General features: G+C 60.6%; 12 protein-coding genes. 8 read left to right on the top strand and 4 right to left on the bottom strand.

The features are described 5' to 3' along the window. The first annotated feature begins 10 nt into the window (after positions 1-10). The gene (locus tag KDL09_RS15210; protein ID WP_294386762.1) at positions 11-1,381 is read left to right on the top strand and encodes a DUF1501 domain-containing protein; all 1,371 of its coding nucleotides are present in this window, start codon (positions 11-13) and stop codon (positions 1,379-1,381) included. A 38-nt stretch (positions 1,382-1,419) separates the two neighbouring features. Further along, positions 1,420-2,862, top strand: a complete 1,443-nt coding sequence (locus KDL09_RS15205; RefSeq protein ID WP_294386760.1) for an amidohydrolase family protein — start codon at positions 1,420-1,422, stop codon at positions 2,860-2,862. On the opposite strand, the gene KDL09_RS15200 is transcribed toward KDL09_RS15205, so the two are convergent. Further along, positions 2,863-3,324, bottom strand: a complete 462-nt coding sequence (locus KDL09_RS15200; RefSeq protein ID WP_294386758.1) for a c-type cytochrome domain-containing protein — start codon at positions 3,322-3,324, stop codon at positions 2,863-2,865. Between the two features lie 132 nt (positions 3,325-3,456). On the opposite strand from KDL09_RS15200, the gene KDL09_RS15195 reads away from it, so the two are divergent. The 5 genes from KDL09_RS15195 to KDL09_RS15175 all read left to right on the top strand — a co-directional run bounded on the left by KDL09_RS15195 (position 3,457) and on the right by KDL09_RS15175 (position 14,198). After that, on the top strand, positions 3,457-4,710 hold the full coding sequence (locus KDL09_RS15195; protein ID WP_294386757.1) for a polysaccharide pyruvyl transferase family protein: 1,254 nt from the start codon (positions 3,457-3,459) through the stop codon (positions 4,708-4,710). A gap of 44 nt (positions 4,711-4,754) precedes the next feature. After that, a complete protein-coding gene (locus tag KDL09_RS15190; protein WP_294386754.1) occupies positions 4,755-7,127 on the top strand; it encodes a PSD1 and planctomycete cytochrome C domain-containing protein in 2,373 nt (790 codons plus the stop codon). Positions 7,128-7,132: 5 nt separating this feature from the next. After that, entirely contained in the window at positions 7,133-8,524 is a 1,392-nt protein-coding gene (locus tag KDL09_RS15185) for a DUF1501 domain-containing protein (protein WP_294386752.1), read from the top strand. A gap of 101 nt (positions 8,525-8,625) precedes the next feature. After that, positions 8,626-11,541: a hypothetical protein gene (locus KDL09_RS15180; RefSeq protein ID WP_294386747.1), complete on the top strand. Its 2,916-nt coding sequence runs from the start codon at positions 8,626-8,628 to the stop codon at positions 11,539-11,541. A 5-nt stretch (positions 11,542-11,546) separates the two neighbouring features. Beyond that, a complete protein-coding gene (locus KDL09_RS15175; RefSeq protein WP_294386745.1) occupies positions 11,547-14,198 on the top strand; it encodes a carboxypeptidase regulatory-like domain-containing protein in 2,652 nt (883 codons plus the stop codon). A gap of 13 nt (positions 14,199-14,211) precedes the next feature. Here KDL09_RS15175 and KDL09_RS15170 read toward each other — a convergent pair whose 3' ends face one another. From KDL09_RS15170 to KDL09_RS15160, 3 genes are read right to left on the bottom strand one after another with little or no spacing between them, the layout of a single operon-like run. Beyond that, on the bottom strand, positions 14,212-15,036 hold the full coding sequence (locus KDL09_RS15170; protein WP_294386742.1) for an MBL fold metallo-hydrolase: 825 nt from the start codon (positions 15,034-15,036) through the stop codon (positions 14,212-14,214). A gap of 37 nt (positions 15,037-15,073) precedes the next feature. Continuing rightward, on the bottom strand, positions 15,074-15,958 hold the full coding sequence (locus KDL09_RS15165; protein ID WP_294386737.1) for an NAD(P)-dependent oxidoreductase: 885 nt from the start codon (positions 15,956-15,958) through the stop codon (positions 15,074-15,076). 23 nt (positions 15,959-15,981) lie between these two features. Then, complete coding sequence (locus tag KDL09_RS15160; RefSeq protein ID WP_294386734.1) at positions 15,982-16,806, bottom strand: MBL fold metallo-hydrolase; 825 nt, start codon at positions 16,804-16,806, stop codon at positions 15,982-15,984. Between the two features lie 158 nt (positions 16,807-16,964). Here KDL09_RS15160 and cphA point away from each other — a divergent pair, with 158 nt between their 5' ends. Beyond that, positions 16,965-19,121 carry a cyanophycin synthetase gene (gene cphA / locus KDL09_RS15155; protein ID WP_294386731.1) on the top strand — a complete coding sequence of 719 codons (2,157 nt, stop codon included), beginning with the start codon at positions 16,965-16,967 and terminating at the stop codon, positions 19,119-19,121. Positions 19,122-19,134 lie beyond the last annotated feature (13 nt).

The raw sequence follows: 19,134 nt of genomic DNA, 5'->3' as shown, positions 1-19,134 counted from the left end.
CTCGCCACGCATGAATCCCACAACTTCATCGATCACCGGAAGTTTTAGTCCCGCTCGCGGCGACCTGCTGCGCTTGGGCTCCACGCGTCGCGGATTTCTTCAAACCGGACTTGCAGGCCTGGCGGGCGTTTCGATGCCGTCGTTGTTGCAACAACAGGCGCTGGCGGCCGCGGCAGGGCAGGCGACGAGCAAGACGAACGTGATCTTGTTCTGGCTCTCCGGAGGTCCTAGCCAGATCGACATGTGGGACCCGAAACCCGATGCGCCGAGCGAGATTCGCGGACCGTTCGGTCAAATCGCTACAAAGGTGCCCGGCATTCACGTCTGCGAGCATCTCCCGCTGACCGCGAAGATCATGGACAGGCTTACGCTGATCCGCTCCGTCGATTGCAGTGCCAGCAATCACACGCCGATCACGATGCAGGCCTGCAATCCGCTCGCCAAACGCACCAACGACGGTCGCGACGGAGGCGGCTGGCCTTCAATGGGTTCGATTGCGGCGAAGTTTCGCGGCGCAAATGCGCCGGGCATTCCAGGCTACGTCGCGCTGGCCGACTCCCTGGTGTCTGATGTGTGGGGAGCTGGACACATGGGCGGCGATTTTGAACCTGTCAGTGGCAAGGATCTGTCAGGGCGGCTCAAGCTCTCCGAAGGCCTGACGATCGAGCGACTTGGCGACCGTCGTGCGCTGGCCTCGCTGATGGATGACTGGAAGCGCAGCGTCGATGGCAATGAACAGATCGCTGCAACCGACCGCTACACGCAGAAGGCTTATGAAGTGCTCATGACGGGCCGCGCACAACGCGCCTTCAATCTGGATGAAGAAGCTCCCGCCATGCGTGACCGTTATGGCCGCGACAGCCTCGGGGAAAAGGCGCTTCTCGCACGTCGGCTCGTTGAGGCGGGCTCGACCTTTGTCACGGTCAGCGGTGCGTGGGGCTACTTCGACCATCACGGCGATGAAGTGAAATGGGGCGGCATTAAAAAAGGCCTCACACCGCTGCTGCCGAGCGTGGATCGCACGCTGCACGCCATTGTCACCGATCTGGAAGATCGCGGCCTGCTCGACAGCACTCTCATCTTGATGATGGGTGAATTTGGTCGTGACCCGGTGATCGGCAAGACAGGCGGACGCGGTCACTGGCCGCGTGTAATGTCGATGGTCGTTGCCGGTGGCGGTATGCATCATGGGCAGGTCATCGGCAGCACTGACAAGCGCGGCGGTGACATCGAGACGAGGCGAGTCGCACCCGGTGATCTGGCTGCGACGGTGTTTGATCATCTTGGCATCAAGCAGGACACTCACTGGATCGATCCACAAGGACGCCCGCGACCCATCGTGGTCGAAGGTGGGCAGGTCATCCGGGAACTGTTGGGCTGATCAATTCGGGAAGACTGTCTGCCGTTATGTCCACTACCATGATGCGTGCACTGCTGCTACTCACCGCATTGGGAGCGGTCCGCTGCTTGGCTGCGGAGTTTGATCTCGTGCTCGCCTATGGCCGCGTGATGGACCCGGCGACGAATCTCGACGCAGTTCGTCACGTTGGAGTCAAAGACGGCAAAGTGGTGGCGATTTCCGAAACACCGCTCACCGGTGACCGTGTGGTCGATGTGGGCGGGCTCATCGTGTCGCCAGGATTCATCGATCTGCATGCGCACGGGCAGACCACTTCAGACTTGCAGATCAAGGCGCAGGATGGCGTGACCACGGCGCTGGAACTGGAAGGCGGCGTGTATCCGGTGGCGGAGTGGTATGCGTCGATGGAGGGAACTGCGCCGATTCATTATGGCGCGACGGTCGGGCACATCTCGGCGCGCTTCTCAGCATTTCATCCGCAGCTCAAAACCGGCCAGTGGGCCAGCGGAAAGGCGAAGCTCGCGTTGCTGGGGCCGAATCCTGCCGGCGCGAACAAGCCAGCGGGCAAGGCGGAAATGAAGAGCATGAGCGCTGCGATTCGTGCGGGGCTCGACGATGGAGCGCTGGGCATTGGCTTCGGCATCAATTACACACCCGCGGCCACCACGGAGGAGATAGAGTCCCTGTTTCGCATCGCGGCGGAGCAGAAAGTGCCTGCATTCGTCCACACGCGTGCCTTTGGGATCGCACCGGTGCGCGAGGCCATTGACGCGGCGAAAAAGACCGGCGCATCACTGCACATCGTGCACATCGGCAGCAGCGCGATTGGCGATATGCCGGATGTGCTGAAGCTGATCGATCAAAACCGCGCGGCGGGCATGGATCTCACGACGGAAGTCTATCCCTACACCGCCGCTTCTACGCTGCTGGAGTCGGCGATGTTCAATCCGGGCTGGCAGGACAATCTGCGCATCACCTACGGCGACATCATGTGGACGGCGACGGGAGAGCGGCTCACACAGGAGAGTTTTGAACGCTATCGCAAGCAGGGCGGCTGGGTGATCATGTATATGATGAAGGATGCGAACGTCGAGATGGCCATCGCGCATCCGGGTGTGATGATTGCGAGTGACGGTGTGCCATTTGTCGATGGCAAAGGTCATCCGCGTGGCGCGGGAACCTTTGCGCGCGTGCTTGGCCGCTACAGCCGCGAGAAGAAGCTGCTGCCGCTCATGGAGGCACTGGCGAAGATGACGATTTTGCCTGCGAAGCGTCTCGAAGCACATGTTCCGATGATGAAACGGAAAGGCCGACTGGCCGTCGGTGCCGACGCGGACATCACGGTCTTCGATCCGGCGAAGGTGATCGACCGCGCCACGTTTGAAGCGCCCACGACATCGTCCGCAGGCATTCCGCATGTGATTGTCGGCGGTGGCTTTGTCGTTCGCGATGGGGAACTGCTGAAGGAAGCGCGTCCGGGGAGGCCGGTGCGGGCCCATTGATCAACGGATGATCTTCAGCGTGCCGGCGCCGCCGGAAGGCCAGTTCGCGCCTTCCTTGACCCATTTCCGTAGGATCGCGTATTCCTCCTTCGTCAACCGCTCGCCCACGGCGGGCATCACGCTGACGTTCTGGTGAGTTGAAGCGGTGTTGGCGACCAGCAGGCTCGTCTCTGGATGTCCTGGCACGATGTAGGTGCCCAGCGTCTTCGTGCGCAGCACCTCGGGTCGGCTTTCCAGACTCATGTGACCCGGCAGCGCCTTGCGGTTGTGGCACATGACACATTTCGCCTCCAGCACCGGCTTCACATGCGCGACGAAATCCACCGGACCGGTCTTCGCGGCTTTGATCTCCTCCTTGCTTAACACATTCTCACCCATCGGCTTTGTCTCTGAATCCGGTGGCGTGGAGCAGGCGGCAAGAACGAGGACGCTGAGCAGGCAGGAGAGGCGACGAATGTTCATGATGCTATGAGAACGTGGAATCGTCGGTCGTGCAATACGGGTGTTGCGGCATTTTTTGAGCAAGCCTGTCCAAAAGCACGCAGGTTCGGACTTGTGTTTTCCCCACGATCTGTCGCATTTTGCATTCCACTCATGAATCGCCGTCACTTCATCCAATCCGCCTCCGTCCTGCCCTTCATCTCCACCATCGCCGCGGAAAAGCCGAAGCGGCTGGTGCTGCGTTCCTCATGGCAGACGGTGAACATCGGTGACATCGCGCACACGCCGGGCGTGCTGGCGTTGTTGGAAAAGCATCTGCCGGACGTGGAGGTGCGCTTGTGGCCGAGCAAGGTGGACAATGGAGTCGAGGAGATGCTGAACGCACGCTTTCCGAAGGTTAAGATCATCCGTGGTGAAGAAGTGAAGAAGGCCTTCGAGGAATGCGACTTCCTGCTGCATGGATCGGGTCCGTCACTGGTGGCGCAGAAGGACGTGATCAAATGGAGCCAGGCGACCGGCAAGCCCTATGGTGTCTATGGAATCACTTTCTCCGAGCAGGGATCGACCTCAACGAAGCCCTCATCGGACAAGTCCATCTTGTCGACGATCGACGTGTTCAACGGTGCGAAATTTGTCTATTTCCGCGATTCAGTGTCGCTCGAACTCGCGAAGAGCAAGGGCTGCACGTGTCCTCTGATGGAATACGGACCCGATGGTGCGTTCGCAGTCGATTTGAAGGACGATGCGAAGGCGGAGGCGTTTTTGAAGGCGCACGATCTGGAAGAGGGCAAATTCCTTTGCTGCATTCCCCGTCTGCGCTACACGCCGTATTGGACGCTTCCTGAGAAGAAGGCGGAGAAGGATGAGAAGAAGTTCGCGCGCAACGAGGCGATGAAGGAGCACGACTGCAAACCGCTGCGCGATGCGATCATGAAGGTGATCCAGCAGACCGATTTGAAAATCCTGCTCTGCCCCGAGGACAAAACGCAGATGGCGGTGAACAAGGAGATGCTCTACGACAAGCTGCCGGACGATGTGAAGGCGCGCGTCGTATGGCGCGAGAACTACTGGCTCACCGACGAGGCGATCAGCACCTATCGCCGCAGCGCGGGTCTGTTCGGTCATGAAATGCACAGCCCGATCATGTGCATCGGCAACGGCATCCCGGCCATCGTCTGCCGCTGGGCCGAGCAGACGAGCAAAGGCTTCATGTGGCGCGACATCGGCCTGAACGAGTGGCTCTTCGACTTGGACAAGGACGATGAACTTGCCCGCGTGGCCGACACGGTGCTCGCGATGGCGAAGGACCGCGCAGGATCGAAGGCGAAGGCCGAAAAGGCACGTGACTTCGTCATGGGCAGGTTTGCCGCCAGCATGCAGGTGGTCAGGCAGAACCTGCCGGGCTGAGATCTGTAATGACACAGGCGGGCGGGTCGTTCTAAGCTCCACCCATGAAACCGACGCGCCTGCTCCTGGTGCTTTTCATCTCCGTTCACGCGAACGGGGACGACGGTGTCGCGTTTTTCGAGGCGAAGATTCGTCCCGTCCTCGCGAAGCACTGCTACGAGTGTCATTCGGTTGAGTCGGGCAAGTCGAAGGGCGGGCTGACGCTGGACACGAAAGTGGCGATACAAACGGGTGGTGACACCGGTCCGGCGGTGGTTCCGGGCGATCTGGCGAAGAGTCTGCTGCTCACCGCGATCCAGCACAGCGATCCCGATCTCGAAATGCCGCCGAAAAAGCCGAAGCTGCCGGATTCGGTCATCAAAGACTTTGAGCAGTGGATCAAGACGGGCGCGGCTGATCCACGTGAGTCTGCGGCGAAGGTGGCGGAGCGCCCGCCGGTGGACCTCGAGGAGGGAAGGAAGTTCTGGAGCTACCAGCGGCCTGTGATGCCGAAGGAGGCTGCGGGCGGCATTGATGGATTCATTCGTGAAAAGCTGACCGAGGCAGGTTTGAAGCCTGCGCCGCCCGCGGATCGCGTGGTGCTGTTGAGACGGCTGTATTTCGATCTTACCGGCCTGCCGCCGACGGACATGTCGGAACTGTCAGACGATTCGGACTATGAGAAGTTGGTGGACGAGTTGCTGGAAAGCCCGCGCTTCGGCGAACGCTGGGGACGGCACTGGCTGGATGTGGCGCGCTTCGCGGAGTCGAACGGGCGCGAGTCGAATCTGGCCTTCCCTCATGCATGGCGTTATCGTGACTATGTGATCGATGCAGTGAACGCGGATGTTCCGTTTGACCGATTCATCACCGAGCAGATCGCCGGTGACCTGCTGCCGGCGAAGGATGACGCGGAGCGTGCGCGGTTGCTTATCGCGACCGGCCTTCTCGCCATCGGCCCGAAGGGTTTGAATGAGCAGAACAAGGCGCAGTTTGCTGCGGACGTGGCTGATGAACAGCTCGATGCGGTGACGCGGGCGGTCATAGGAAGCTCCATTGCCTGCGCTCGCTGTCACGATCACAAGACCGATCCGTTCAGCATGGAGGACTACTACGGCCTCGCGGGCATCTTCAAAAGCACGCAGACCTTCTACGGTAACTGGATCGACTCCGAGAACAACAACCAAGGCCATCTCATGCGTCTGCCAGATCTGCCGGGGCAGGTGATCCCGAACAAGTCGATCACCGCCGAGCGTGTGAAGAAGCTCAAGGCTGACCTGGTCAAGATCGCCCAGTCTGAGAAGGATCAAAAGGAGTATGCGATCAAGGCGAAGCTCGAAGGCCGCGACATCAGTGGCGAGTATTACAAGATGCTCACCCAGTCCATCGGCAACTATTGGAGGCGCGGCGGCATTGAGGGTGAACTCGAACGCGTGGATGAAAGAGGTCGAGCATTGCCGCTCTGCATGGGTGTGCGTGATGCGAAACGCATCCTAGATTCGCAGCTCTACGATCGCGGCGAACTCGCGCATCCGGTGAAGGCAGTGCAGCGTGGCTTTCCGCAAGTGTTTGAGATGAAGCAGACGGTTCCAAAGGAGCAGAGCGGCCGGTTGGAGCTGGCGAAGTGGCTCACGAGCCGCGAACATCCGCTCACCGCGCGTGTGATGGCCAACCGTGTGTGGCACCATCTGATCGGCTCTGGAATCGTGCGCACGGTGGACAATTTCGGTTTCAGCGGTGAACGGCCAAGTCATCCGGAGCTGCTCGACTATCTCGCGATTCGATTCAGGGACGGCGGCTGGTCGGTGAAGAAGCTGATCAAAGAGATCGTGATGTCGAAGACATATCGGCAGAGCAGTCAGGGACACACCGATGCCGATCCTGACAACCGCTTGCTCTCCCATGCGAACAAACGTCGTCTTGATGCGGAGGTGATTCGTGACTCGATGCTCGCGGTATCCGGTTTGCTCGACACCTCGCGCCGGCCTGGATCACTGGTCGCGGAACTGGACGGGCAGTCAGTTTCCCTGATGGGCTTCAACACGAAGTTGCCACCGGATCTTGATGGTTCGCAACGTCGCTCGGTTTATCTGCCGGTGATCCGTGATCATCTGCCGGACGTCCTCGAGCAGTTTGATGTGGCGAATCCGAATCTCGTCACCGGCGATCGCGATGTGACCAATGTGCCGCTGCAGGCGCTCTATCTGCTCAACGGACCGTTTGTGCAGGAGCAGGCTTCGGCACTGGCGAAACGGATACAAACTTCGCCGGATCGTGTGCGACGCGCATTTGAGCTTTGCTTCAATCGTCCGCCGGATGCGAAAGAGGTCGCGCTGGCGGAGAAGTTTCTTCAATCCGGTTCTGCCGAAGAATTCCAACGGCTCACCGCGTTCTGCCAGTCGTTGCTGTGCAGTGCGGAGTTTCGTTTTGCCGACTAAACGCCATGAACACGATCTTTTCACGACGCGAAATGCTCACGACGACGTCGTCGGGCATCGGCTGGCTCGCATTCTCGGCATTGGCTCATGCAAGGAGCGGGCTGGCTGCAAAGCAGCCGCATTTCCCGGCACGGGCGAAGCGCGTGATCTTTCTCACGATGCGCGGCGGCCCTTCGCATGTGGACCTGTTTGATTACAAGCCGGAGCTGATCAAACGTGACGGCCAGACGGCGAGTTTGGGACGCGATTCAATGGGCGCGAAGCTGTTCGGGCCGGTGCATCCAATGAAGCAGTTTGGAAAATCGGGGCAGTGGATGACGACGTTGTATCCAAAGCTTGCGCAGCATGCGGATGACCTGTGCATCATTAACTCGATGAACACCGACCTGCCGAATCACGCGCAGGCTTTCGGGCAGATGCACACCGGCAGCTTTCAGTTTGTGCGACCATCGATTGGCGCGTGGACGCTTTACGGTCTTGGCACGGAGAACGAAAACCTGCCCGGTTTCATCACGCTGAATCCGCCTGCGGACAACGGGGGTGCGCAAAACTACGGCAGCGCGTTTCTGCCGGCGATCTGCCAGGGCACGCGCATCGGCGGGTCACAGTTGCCGGAGCTTTATGCGGCGTTGTTGAAGAAGGACGTGGCTCCGGGGCCACCGATGAAAAACATCGTGCCTGCGGTGTCGCGTGACCTGCAGCGTGCGCAGATCGACCTCATTCGCGGATTGAACGAGCGCAAGATGGAGCGCGATGGCGTGAATCCGGAGATCGAAGGTGCGATCGAGTCGTTTGAGCTCGCCTTTCGCATGCAGAGCGAGATTCCCGATGTGCTCGACCTGCGCGACGAGCCGGAGCATACCCTGAAGCTCTACGGCATCGGCCAAGGCAAGGATCAGTTCGCACGGCAGTGTCTGCTCGCGCGTCGCATGGCCGAGGCAGGTGTGCGCTTCATTGAAATCGCTTCACCGGGCAACTGGGATCATCACAACCGCCTGCGCGAACTGCTGGCCACGAACTGTGCGTCCACTGACCAGCCGATCGCGGCTTTGCTCACCGATTTGAAATCACGCGGCATGCTCAAGGACACGCTCGTCGTGTGGGCGGGCGAGTTTGGACGCACGCCGTATGCGCAGAGCGGTGACGGGCGCGATCACAATCATCGTGGCTACTCGATCTGGATGGCCGGTGGCGGCGTGAAAGGCGGACTCACCTATGGCGCGACGGATGAGGTGGGGCACAAGGCTGAACTGGATCCGATGCACATCCACGACTGGCACGCGACGATCCTGCATCTGCTTGGCCTTGATCACACCAAGCTCACCTACAACTACGGGGGTAGGAATTTCCGCCTCACGAACGTAGGTGGCGAAGTGGCCAAAGGGATACTCGCCTAAGTTTGGCATTGCGCCCTCGTGAAACGGGGCGGTAGTATGCCTTCGATTCAACGCGGGCCAGTCTGCGTGGATGCAGTCGGACCTCCAATCTCGATCAAGCCATGCGCGACGGTTCTCCTGACGATTCATCCCTTTCTGCCAAGACATCCTCCGGATGGGGCAAGCTTTTCATGGGTATTTTGATGGGAGGCGCAATCGGGGCAGGCGCCTTGTATGTCACGAAGGTGGATCCGTCCTTGTTGGAAAAGGTAAAAACACCTGCCACAGCGACACCCGAGGTGATTCAGGAACAAGCTGAAAAGGTTCCCGAGCCGATTAAGCACGAGGGTCTTCCGCGCACGCCGTTTGAGATGGGAACGCTGCCACCCAATGAGGCCGTGGAGTCGATCAAGATCACACTTGGCGTGGGAACCGAAGGGGCGGCTTTGAGCGAGCCGGTGGACGTGCATCTCGGTCTTGGCTTTCCGCTCCGCCTGTATCCGCTTGGAAGGGGGAAGCGGGAGCCTTCGTTCGCGGCGTTTCCGTACAAATCGTCGCTCAATGAAATGGTGACCGACATTCAGCCGGGCAAGATGGCGACGTTCGAGTTTTCAGCCAAAGGGGGGGATGTGGGCTTTGATGAACTGCGCACCTCACAGCAGCTTCTGAATGGCGTGAAGTGCGGCGACCTGCAGAGCGTCGGATTTGCCTCCCAAGGCCGCACGGACTGGGTTCTGGCCGGATACCGCATTGAGGTGAATGGAAAACTCTTTGCCGCAAACGGCCTCGTGGATGTTCACGCACAGAAGAAGCTTGAGTCGAGCCGTGAGAGCCTGATGAAAATTCTCCCGGAGTATGAGGAGAAGGTGGGCAAGACGACGCTGAGTGACGAGGAGAAGGCGCAACTCAAGACCGAGCATGCGCTGGTGCGTGCCTTGAGCGGACGTGTGATGGGAGCGGCGCCTTGGTTTGAGGAGTCTGATGAGAAGTTCATGCCTGCTCCCATGGTTGGTGACCAGGTGCAGAATCTGAAGGTCACGCTGACCAGTGGAAATGGTGACCGGCCCGGAACGCGCAATCCGCTCTATCTGCAGGCAGGGCCGCGCAAATACCTGCTCTCGTCCGAGGAGGATCCGCTGGCAGATGAGACGAAGCCGCAGATTTTTGAACTGGCGGGATTCGAACTGGCGCTGAATCCGCTGACCAAGGAGGCGCTGAGCAAGCCGGGGATCGGAGTCATCGGCAGCGGCGAGCCGGCGAACAAGGTTCCAGATCGTGCACAACTCGAACGCGTGCTCGTCGAGGCTGATGACGGGGCGGTTTATGACAGTGACAAACAGGCGGATGACAAGAAGGCGCTGCCTTCGTTCTGGCTGACTCCCGTGGCGCATTACGACGAGGCGGGCGGTCTGGTCAAAACGCCGCCTGAGCAGGGTGAGGTGCCGCTGTGGACCGCGGGCATGAAGGGTGTCATTCCCGCGGCGGGCATTGTGCCGGAACCACCGCCCAAACTGGTGGTGGGACCGAAAAAGACGCTGCCGCCCCTGCTGCCTCCAAACCGTCGCACGCTGGGCGGTGGCCTTCCCGTGCGGGGGAAGGGGGGCATTCTGCCCTTTTTGAATACTCTGGCGAACCTGCTGCGTCCGTTGATCGCTCCGAAGGTGCCCACGGCCAGCGCTGTACGCATCGTGCCTCCCGGCGGCATCGTGCGGGCCGGTGACCGGGTGACAGTCACGTGGGCCGCCAACGGCAACACGTCCCAGATCAACACCTGGCTCATCCAATTGTTCGCCGTGCTGCCGCACAAGCCGGGTGCACAGGCACTGGTCTTTACACCGCTGGCGTCGGAGATCATGGTGACGCCTGCGGGTGCCAGCAGCTTCGCATGGCCCATGGTGCAGCCGATTTCGGTGGCGCCGATCCTGCCCACGGATCTTCCATATGCTTACGTGATTCCTGTGGTCTCTGGTTTGAATGTGAGTGGCGGCGTGCGGACCATTGTGACGGCGACCATAGGCTCCATTTTGCCGCTTTTTCCTGCCGGAGTCTCCGTGGCCAATGTGGGGCTGAAGCGTGGTGCTGCGGCTCCTCCTGGGGGGGGGCTGGATCCGAGGCCCCAGTCAGCCGCACCCAGCTTTCAAGTTTCAGACCGCACGTTTCTTCCTCCCGGTGCGCCGCCGCCGCCGCCGCCGCCCCTGCCGCTTCCGGACAGTGCGTGGAACGCGCTTACCTTCACTGATCCCGCCACAAGCAGCAGCGCCTGGGGCTTGAACATTCCGACGCCAGCCCATGTGCCCCTCAATTTCGACAGCCATGAGGCGGGCTTCCCGGCTCCTGCGGCCGTTCAACTCGCAGCGTTCAACACGGCGGCGCGTCCGCGCAGCGGAACCTTGGTGGCCCCTCCTCCCGTGCTCCCGCCCGCACCTCCACCGCCTCCGTTCCCTCCTTTTCCCGAGCTTGTCCGGCTGCGATTTGAGGGATTAGTGGCTGTGCCGGCGACTGCCACCCGGACCTTGCGAGTGGTGGCGCATGTGGGCTTCACCGGCGGGACGGATCCTGCCGCGTTGTGTGATGTGGCTGCGGCGAGAGCGGAGATCAGCTCGGGACCGCTCACGCCCGGACTTTTCCTGACCAACGGCAACAAACAGAACGAGGGGCCGGTGCAGCCGTTCTTTACTGTTCAGACGAGTGGGGCTGGACTCCCTCAGATCACCAAGACCAGCCCCATGCTGCTGGTGGACATGCCGCTGCGGCTGCAGCAGCTCAGCACTGCGCCTGCGGCACTCCTCACGCCTGCGGGAGTCTATACAGTCGATCCTGCCTACACGTTGCTGACCACCGTTGGAGTGGGAGCGGGCGCGGGCGCGACCTCCCCTGTGGGAACCAATCCGGGGCTCGATGTTGTCAATGCGGCCGCACTGGCCGCCCAGATGGCCACAAACTTCGTTTACGTCACGGTGAATGTTTATCTCGATCTGCAGAGCACGGATCCAAGAACGGCGGTGGGCGTGTTCGGTGTTCGCATCATCCCTGAATGACCGTCATGAAAACGATCCTCCTCATTCTCACCCTGGCGGCAGGCACGGCGCTCCGTGCAGGGGAAGGCATCATTCATGGCCGTGTCTTCGGATTGGATCAAAACGGCGCCCTGGCCGCCATCGTGTCCGGTGCGAAGGTCGAACTGCAAAACGAAAGTGGAGCCACGATTTCGAGTGCCACGAGCAACAGCGACGGGCTCTATGAACTGACGGGCCTCGACGCAGGTGATTACCGCTATCGTGTCACTGCGGCTGGATACAGGACGGAGGATGAGAAGCGCGGATTCAGCGTCACGGACGCCGGGCGCGATTACGTGCATGATTTTCTGCTTTGGAAGGACGGTGCAAAAGATCCCGGCCCGGCACCTGCGCCTCCGGTGGTGGTGGAGACACGCAAACCGATCGTGCATGGTCGCGTCTTTCGTCTGGATGCCGAGGGGAAACTGGCGGGGGTGCTGCCCGGTGCGAAGGTGGAGCTTTTGTCCGCCGGAAAGCTGACCGCGAGCACCACGGCCCAAGATTCCGGCTACTACATCATCCGCGACGTGGCACCCGGTGACTATCAATACAGAGTGACAGCGGCAGGCGTCGAACCGGAGGACAAAGGCCGCGGCTTCACCGTTCCCACGGACACGCTCGAGTACGTGCAGGATTTCCTGCTCGGGCCTCCGCCGCCGAGGCGCGACAAGTGCGATCTCGCCATCCTCGTGGTGAAACGCATCAGCAGCGGCAAGGACCGTTCCAATGACGCACGTCTTCCTGTCGCCAATGCGAAGCTTGTGTTGCAGCCGAAGTCCAAACAGCCGATACCGCTCAATCAGCCTTTCGTGACCGATGTCAGGGGGGAATATCTCGCGAAGCTGCTCGGAGAAGGCGACTACACCGTCGCCATCGACGCGCCGGAGTGCGAGCCGTTCACCGGTCCGCTGACCGTGAAGTGCGAGAAGGACGGCGATGTCATCTTTGAGCTCCAGCCCTGCAACGAGCTGCTGCACGGCTACCTGCGTGCCATGGCAAGCGACGGCTGGGGCAAGTCAACACAGGCCAAAGCGGCTGCGGAGCGTGCCTACCAGCGGGCATTGAAAGCGGACTCTTCGGGTGACTGTGGTGTCAATTATGTTCGCGCCCTCACCCAGATCAGCGCGGAAGATTACAAAGGAGCCCAGGAGAGCCTCGCCGCAGCCATCGGCAAGAAGACGGAGAGCGAGGTCTGGGATCTCGCCTGCGGGATGTATCTTTACATGAATCTCGTCATGCATCAGCCGGAGCAGGCCGTCCGCAGCACACGATCACTGGTGGCCAATCACTATGCCACGCGTGCGGCCGGTGATGCTGCGCAGGAGACCGCCTACATCTGCGGTGTCGTTCTGGGCATGGCCAAAGGGCCCTGGCAGGATCTCGTGGGCGCCGGTGAAGCCGCCGTCCTCGAGAGCGAACTTTTGTCCGGACTCAAAGGCGAGCTTCGGACCGCACTGGTGGACGCGCGTGATCACGTGGCTGAAGAATATGCCAAAGCGAAAGCCGTGGAAGAGAAGGAGCGCGGTCGTCTGCTCACGGAGGCCATCGAGAAGCGCAACGCTGACATCGCGGCAATGGAGCAACGCCAGGATGCCATTCAAAAGGACGTCGCGGCCATCGATGCGGAATTGCAGCGACTCGATGCCGTGATTGCCAGTTCGGAACAGCTTCGCATCAACGCCGCCGGTTTCATGCAGCAGCGGCAGCTCCTTGGGGTGCAAATTCAGCCTTTGAACGCACGCCTGCAGGAGATCACCAACTGCATGGCCGAGGATCAGCGGGAGGCTGCGCTGAATCCGAACGAAGCGACCCAGATCTTTGCGGAGATTCAGCAGCACCAGATTGAGATCGGGCAGATCCGCCAGAAGATCGGGTTTCTTCAGAATCAGGACGCGCAACTGGCGGCAAAGGCCGCGAATCTTCAGAACCAGTACCAGCGCGAGGCCGGTACTGCAGTCGCGAGCCACCGGACCAAAATGGGACAACGGGAGGCCAAGGTGCGCGAGTTTGACAAACTCGAAGCGGATCGGATGAGGCCGTTCGATCCCGACCGTTTCACCACACCCGAACTCGAACAGCTCGGGGATGCCTGCCGCATGGTGAAACCGTACCACCAACCGGATCTGGAAGAGCATCGGAAGATGATTCTCGATGGATTCGATTGCGGAGCCGCGAAAGATCCGAAGCGTCTGCCAGTGACGGCCACGCCTGTGCAAATCGTCGAACAGCCCTTCCGTGTGAAGATGCCTGTCGGTAATCGTGCGATGCCTGCGCAGACGAATAGTCCGCGTGTGATGCCAGTGTTGCCGTCCAACACCCCCTCTGATGCCCCGATGCCGACCGTTAAAACTCCGCTTCCCGCCTCGGCCACGGCTGCCAGACCTCCGCCCAACACAGGAGACCCGGCGGAAGTGGTGGTGACGAACAATCATACCGGTGCAGTGCGAATCTTCGGCATCTCGCCCGGCGCGGAGAACGAACAGTTTGTGCGATCGATGCAGTCAGGGGACGAGGCGATGATACCCGCCCGAATCGGACAGTTGCTCATCATCAAGGCCACCACCGGCGGACGTGAACTTCAACGTCACAAGGTGGGCAAGAAGCTCGAAGTGCTGAAGATCGGCGGTACACCGCAGTGAGGCGGCCGGCGGATCACTTGAACTCCGGATAAAACGGATTGCGCGCCTTCTCTTCGCCTACAGTCGTGAGCGGACCGTGGCCAGGGCAGATCACGGTGTCATTGGGCAGGGTCAATATCTCTTTGCGGTTGGTTGCGAGTGCATTCGCATACGAAACCATGCCACCGCCCATGCTGGAGGCGAACAGTGCATCACCGACCATGGCGACGGGACGCTCAAGACCACTGACGACATACGTGACACCTCCTTTGGTATGCCCCCACGTGCTGCGTGGCTCGATTCTCAGGCCGCCGCTTTCCCAGCACTCGGTGTCCTCGATTCGGAAGGTCTTCGCTCCCTCACAGGATTCGCTTTCGTTGACGAACGTGTCCACGGCGCCGTTGGCGGACAGCTTTGTCAGATCCATGATATGATCCGGATGAGTGTGGGTGATGAAGATCAGGCTCAGGTTGAGGCCGTTCTTTTCGATGAACTCGATCATCGGCGTCGCATCGGCTCCCGTGTCGAAGGCCACGGCGTTTTTTGTCTGCTCGTCCCACACGAGGTAGGCGTTGACCGTCATGTCGTTCCATGGCGTGTTGAACTGGGCAAGTCCGGGCAGTTTGACTTCGAGCGGACGCCAGGCGTTCTGTGCCATCGTGAGAAGCGAGGGGCCATGCAGGTTGAGATTTGGCGCCAGCTTGAGAAGCAGACCGAAGTCCGCATCTCCCGCACGTGCGCCCACGATCTCGTCGGCGGTCAGTCCCGACTGGGCGGCAAGGCGGGAATCGCTGAGCATGAGACCGCGCTGGGCCTTGGCGAGCACGTCATTGAATTGATCTTCGAGAGGAATCAGCATGATGGGGGCGACTCAGGGTGCTCTGACCGCGAATGGGTCAGGCGTGCCGTCCTTTGAAGGTCAGTTCCGCGACGCCGCTCTTGTCGAGGCTGCCGAGTCCGAGCGAAACCATCTTGTCGTATTGGGCTTTGGTGGCGTCGTTGAGCGGCAGGTTCAGACCGACGGTCTTTGCCACGTCGGCGGCGATGCCGCTGTCCTTGGCGGCATGCTCGGCGGAGAACCAGCAGTCGTGCTCGCGGGCGACCATGTCGGCACTGTCGGTTTCGAGCACACGGGAGTTGGCTCCAGTCTGGCTGAAGACCTCGCGAATCATGTTCAAATCATGACCCAGCGCCTCAGCCAGCCCCAGACCTTCAGCAAGGCCGGCGGTATTGATGTTCATCACCATGTTCACAAGAGCTTTCACCTCCGCCGCGCGTCCGGCGCTGCCAATGAACCGGCGGTTCACGCTCATCTGTTCGATCATCGGTTGCACCTGCTTGTAGATGGCTTCGTCACCGGCGAGCATGAGGTAGAGCTTGCCTTCGCGTGCGTGACTGATGCTGGAGGCCATGCAGGCTTCAAGGCTGTGCGCGCCGGCCTTTTCTGCGGCGGCATACACTTCACGATGAATCGCTGGAGAGAGCGTGGCGCAGTTGATGAAGATTTTGTCGGCGGCGTTGGTCAGCAGGTTGTCATCTTCGCCAAAGAAGATTGTGCGCATGGCTCCGTCATTCGTGACGACGGTGAAAATTACATCGGCAGCCGCGGTGACGTCGGCGAGCTTGGTGCAGGCTTTGCAGCCGAGTTCGGCGGCCAGATCGGCGGCGGCCTGTGTGTTGACATCGAGCACGGCGGTGACGCTGTAGCCGACTTCTTTGAGACGGCGGGCCATGTTGGCCCCCATTTTGCCGACTCCGACGAATGCAACTGTTTGAGACATGATTGGGATTGGGTTGGATGATCTTATTTAAACTCTGGATAAAACGGATTGTGCGCCTTTTCTTCGCCAACGGTTGTCATCGGGCCATGACCAGGGCAGATCACGGTGTTGTTAGGCAGGGTGAAGATTTCTTTGCGGTTCGTCGCGAGCGCGTCGGCATACGATACCATGCCGCCGCCCATGCTGGAGGCGAACAAGGCGTCCCCAACGATGACAACAGGACGTTTTAGGCCGCTGATGACATAGCTGATGCCGCCCTTCGAGTGGCCCCACGTGCTGCGGGGTTCGATGCGAAGTCCTCCAGTCTCCCATGAATCGGTTTCTCCAAGCTTGAAGGTTCTGGCGCCAGCGCAGGGTTCCTGCTCATGCACAAAGGCGGTGACTGCGCCATCGGCGGAAAGTCGGGCCAGATCGAGAATATGATCGGGATGGGTATGGGTAAGGAAAATGAGACTGAGGTTGAGCTGCTTCTCCTGAATGAAGTCGATCATCGGCGAGGCGTCCGCTCCGGTGTCGAATGCGACGGCGTTTTTTGTCTCCGGATCCCACACCAGGTAGGCGTTCACCGTCATGTCGTGGTAGGTCGTGTTGAACTGCTCCAGGCCGGGCACCGTGACAAGCAGCGGCCGCCACTCGTTATGCGCCATGGCCGCGAGGGAATAGCCGCTGAGCTGAAGATGCGGGGCGATTTTGCGCAGCACACGGTCATCCACCTTGCCTGCTTTGGCCTCGGCGATGTTCTCTTCGCTGACGTGGGCTTTGACGGCGAGATCCGCATCGCTGAGGCCAAGTCCGCGCATGGACTTGGCGATGACATCATTGAAAAAGTCTTCGAGGGGAATCGACATGGGGCCGATTGAATGCGTTCTGGCGTCGATGGCAAGACTTAAGTGGTCCGCGATGTTTGGGCGCGTGTGGCGGTTCGTTGTTTTGACCGTCGTTTCAGTCGACGATCCCTGCTGGGAGTCCTTGCCTGTGTGCGTCGGATACGTAACATCGCGGCCGCATGCCAGACCTCGACATCCGCGAAATTCACCTCCTGCGAGGACCCAACATCTGGGCGAACTATCCCGTCATGGAGGCCTGGGTGGATCTGGGGAGCTTGAAGGACACGGGATCGGACGAGGTGCCCGGATTTAATGAGCGTCTCAAATCATGGCTCCCCGGGATGATCGAGCATCGTTGCAGTGTGGGCGAGCGCGGCGGCTTTTTTCAGCGTCTGGATCGCGGCACTTATCCGGCGCATATCCTGGAACACGTGACGCTCGAGTTGCAGACGATGGCGGGGCATCCGCTCGGTTTCGGCAAGGCGCGTGAAACCTGCGTGGAGGGCCTCTACAAGGTCATCGTGCGTTATCTCGACGAAGTTGTGGTGCAGGAGTGTCTGCGCACGGCGCGGGAGTTGCTGCTGGCGGCTTACACGGGTGGAGAATTTGACGTTGCCTCCGAAGTGACGCGTTTGCAGGACGTGGTGGACAACAACGCGCTCGGCCCGAGCACGAAAGCGATCGTGGATGCGGCCAAGGAGCGCGGCATTCCCTGGCGGCGGCTGCAGGAGGGCCGGAGCCTGATTCAGCTTGGTCAGGGCGTGAAGCAGCGCCGCATTTGGACGGCGGAGACGGATCGCACGGGCGCGATCGCGGAATACATCGCGCAGGACAAGGATCTCACGCGCACCATTTTGAAGCAGTCCGGTGTGCCGGTGCCGCAAGGACGTGTCGTGACGGATGCGGATGACGCGTGGGAGGCGGCTGGAGATGTGGGACTGCCTGTGGTGGTGAAACCGACGGACGGCAACCACGGTCGTGGTGTGTTCATCGATCTCTCGACGCGCGAGCAGGTGACCGAATCCTACAAGCAGGCGCTCAACGAAGGCAGCGGCGTCATGGTCGAGCGCTTCATTCCTGGTGTGGACCATCGCCTGCTCGTGGTCGGTTCCAAGATGATCGCGGCGAACCGTGGCGAGCCCGCGTGCGTGGTCGGCAATGGCAAGATGAACGTGCGTGACTTGATCGAATCGCAACTCAACAGCGATCCGCGCCGTGGCACTCGTGACGAGACGCCCTGGTCCATCATCAACACCGTCGATGACATTGATCCGACGATGATCGTCGATTTGCAAAAGCAGGGCCATGATTTGACCACGATCCCCCGCGAGGGCGAACGCGTGCTGGTGTGGCGCTTTGCGAATCCATCGGTCGATGTGACCGACGAAGTGCATCCGAGCATTCGCGAGCATGTCGTGGTGGCCGCAAAGACGGCGGGGCTCGACATCTGCGGCATCGACGTGGTTTGTCGCGACATTGGCCGGCCGCTGGAAGAGCAGGGTGGTGCACTCGTGGAGATTAATGCGAGTCCGGGCCTGAATATCCATTTGAAGCCTGCTGTGGGACAGGGGCGTCCCGTGGGTGAGGCGATCGTCGACATGCTCTTTCCAGAGGGCGAAGACGGGCGCATCCCGGTCATCGGAATCACCGGCACGCACGGCAAAACGACGGCCACGAAGCTGGTGGCGCACCTGCTCAAATCGACCGGCAAGTTTCTTGGTGTCAGCCACAGCGACGGTCTGCAATTCGGCGAGCGTCATGCCGAATCGAAGCAGGGAGACCGGCTTTTCGGCACTCAGGGCGTGCTGCTGCACCCGTGGACGGAGATTGCGATTTGCGAGACGAGCGCGGAGTCCATCATCCTCGAAGGCGTCGGCTATGATCGCTGCCAGATCGGCGTGGTGCTCAACGTCGGCACGGAGCACCTCGGACTCGGCTACATCGACACGCTCGAACAGATGACCAAGGTGAAACGCTGTGTCGTGGATGTGGTGCTTCCGGGCGGCACAGCGGTGCTGAACGCCGACGATCCGCTCGTCGCGGGCATGGCGGAGTATAGCAAAGGCAGCGTGGTCTTTTTCTCCCGCGACCCTGGGAATGCCACGCTGGCGGCCCATCGCTCGAGCGGTGGACGGGCGGTGTGGGTGAAGGACGAGGTCATTCATCTGGCGGAAGGCGAAACGGAGCGCCGCTTGTGCGCGCTGGACGACGTCTCGCTTCCGGTCACCGGGCATTTCGCGTTTCATCTCGAAAGCGTTCTCGCCGCGGTCGCCACCGCCTGGGTCTGTGGCGTGGCAGATGCGGCGATCGTGGAGGGACTGCGCAGCGACGATTGAGCAATATGCTCAG

It is taken from the genome of Prosthecobacter sp. (genome assembly GCF_020439865.1).
In the GTDB taxonomy this organism is placed as follows: Bacteria; Verrucomicrobiota; Verrucomicrobiia; order Verrucomicrobiales; family Verrucomicrobiaceae; genus Prosthecobacter.
Note: the sequence above shows the minus strand (reverse complement) of the source record. Positions and strands in the feature narration are given on the sequence as shown.

Excerpts from the sequence above, each read along its gene's own strand:
- KDL09_RS15190 (WP_294386754.1), top strand. The coding sequence starts at position 4,755 with ATGAAACCGACGCGCCTGCTCCTGGTGCTTTTCATCTCCGTTCACGCG.
- KDL09_RS15195 (WP_294386757.1), top strand. The coding sequence starts at position 3,457 with ATGAATCGCCGTCACTTCATCCAATCCGCCTCCGTCCTGCCCTTCATC.
- KDL09_RS15170 (WP_294386742.1), bottom strand. The coding sequence starts at position 15,036 with ATGCTGATTCCTCTCGAAGATCAATTCAATGACGTGCTCGCCAAGGCC.
- KDL09_RS15160 (WP_294386734.1), bottom strand. The coding sequence starts at position 16,806 with ATGTCGATTCCCCTCGAAGACTTTTTCAATGATGTCATCGCCAAGTCC.
- KDL09_RS15185 (WP_294386752.1), top strand. The coding sequence starts at position 7,133 with ATGAACACGATCTTTTCACGACGCGAAATGCTCACGACGACGTCGTCG.
- KDL09_RS15165 (WP_294386737.1), bottom strand. The coding sequence starts at position 15,958 with ATGTCTCAAACAGTTGCATTCGTCGGAGTCGGCAAAATGGGGGCCAAC.
- KDL09_RS15205 (WP_294386760.1), top strand. The coding sequence starts at position 1,420 with ATGATGCGTGCACTGCTGCTACTCACCGCATTGGGAGCGGTCCGCTGC.
- KDL09_RS15180 (WP_294386747.1), top strand. The coding sequence starts at position 8,626 with ATGCGCGACGGTTCTCCTGACGATTCATCCCTTTCTGCCAAGACATCC.
- cphA (WP_294386731.1), top strand. The coding sequence starts at position 16,965 with ATGCCAGACCTCGACATCCGCGAAATTCACCTCCTGCGAGGACCCAAC.
- KDL09_RS15210 (WP_294386762.1), top strand. The coding sequence starts at position 11 with ATGAATCCCACAACTTCATCGATCACCGGAAGTTTTAGTCCCGCTCGC.
- KDL09_RS15175 (WP_294386745.1), top strand. The coding sequence starts at position 11,547 with ATGAAAACGATCCTCCTCATTCTCACCCTGGCGGCAGGCACGGCGCTC.
- KDL09_RS15200 (WP_294386758.1), bottom strand. The coding sequence starts at position 3,324 with ATGAACATTCGTCGCCTCTCCTGCCTGCTCAGCGTCCTCGTTCTTGCC.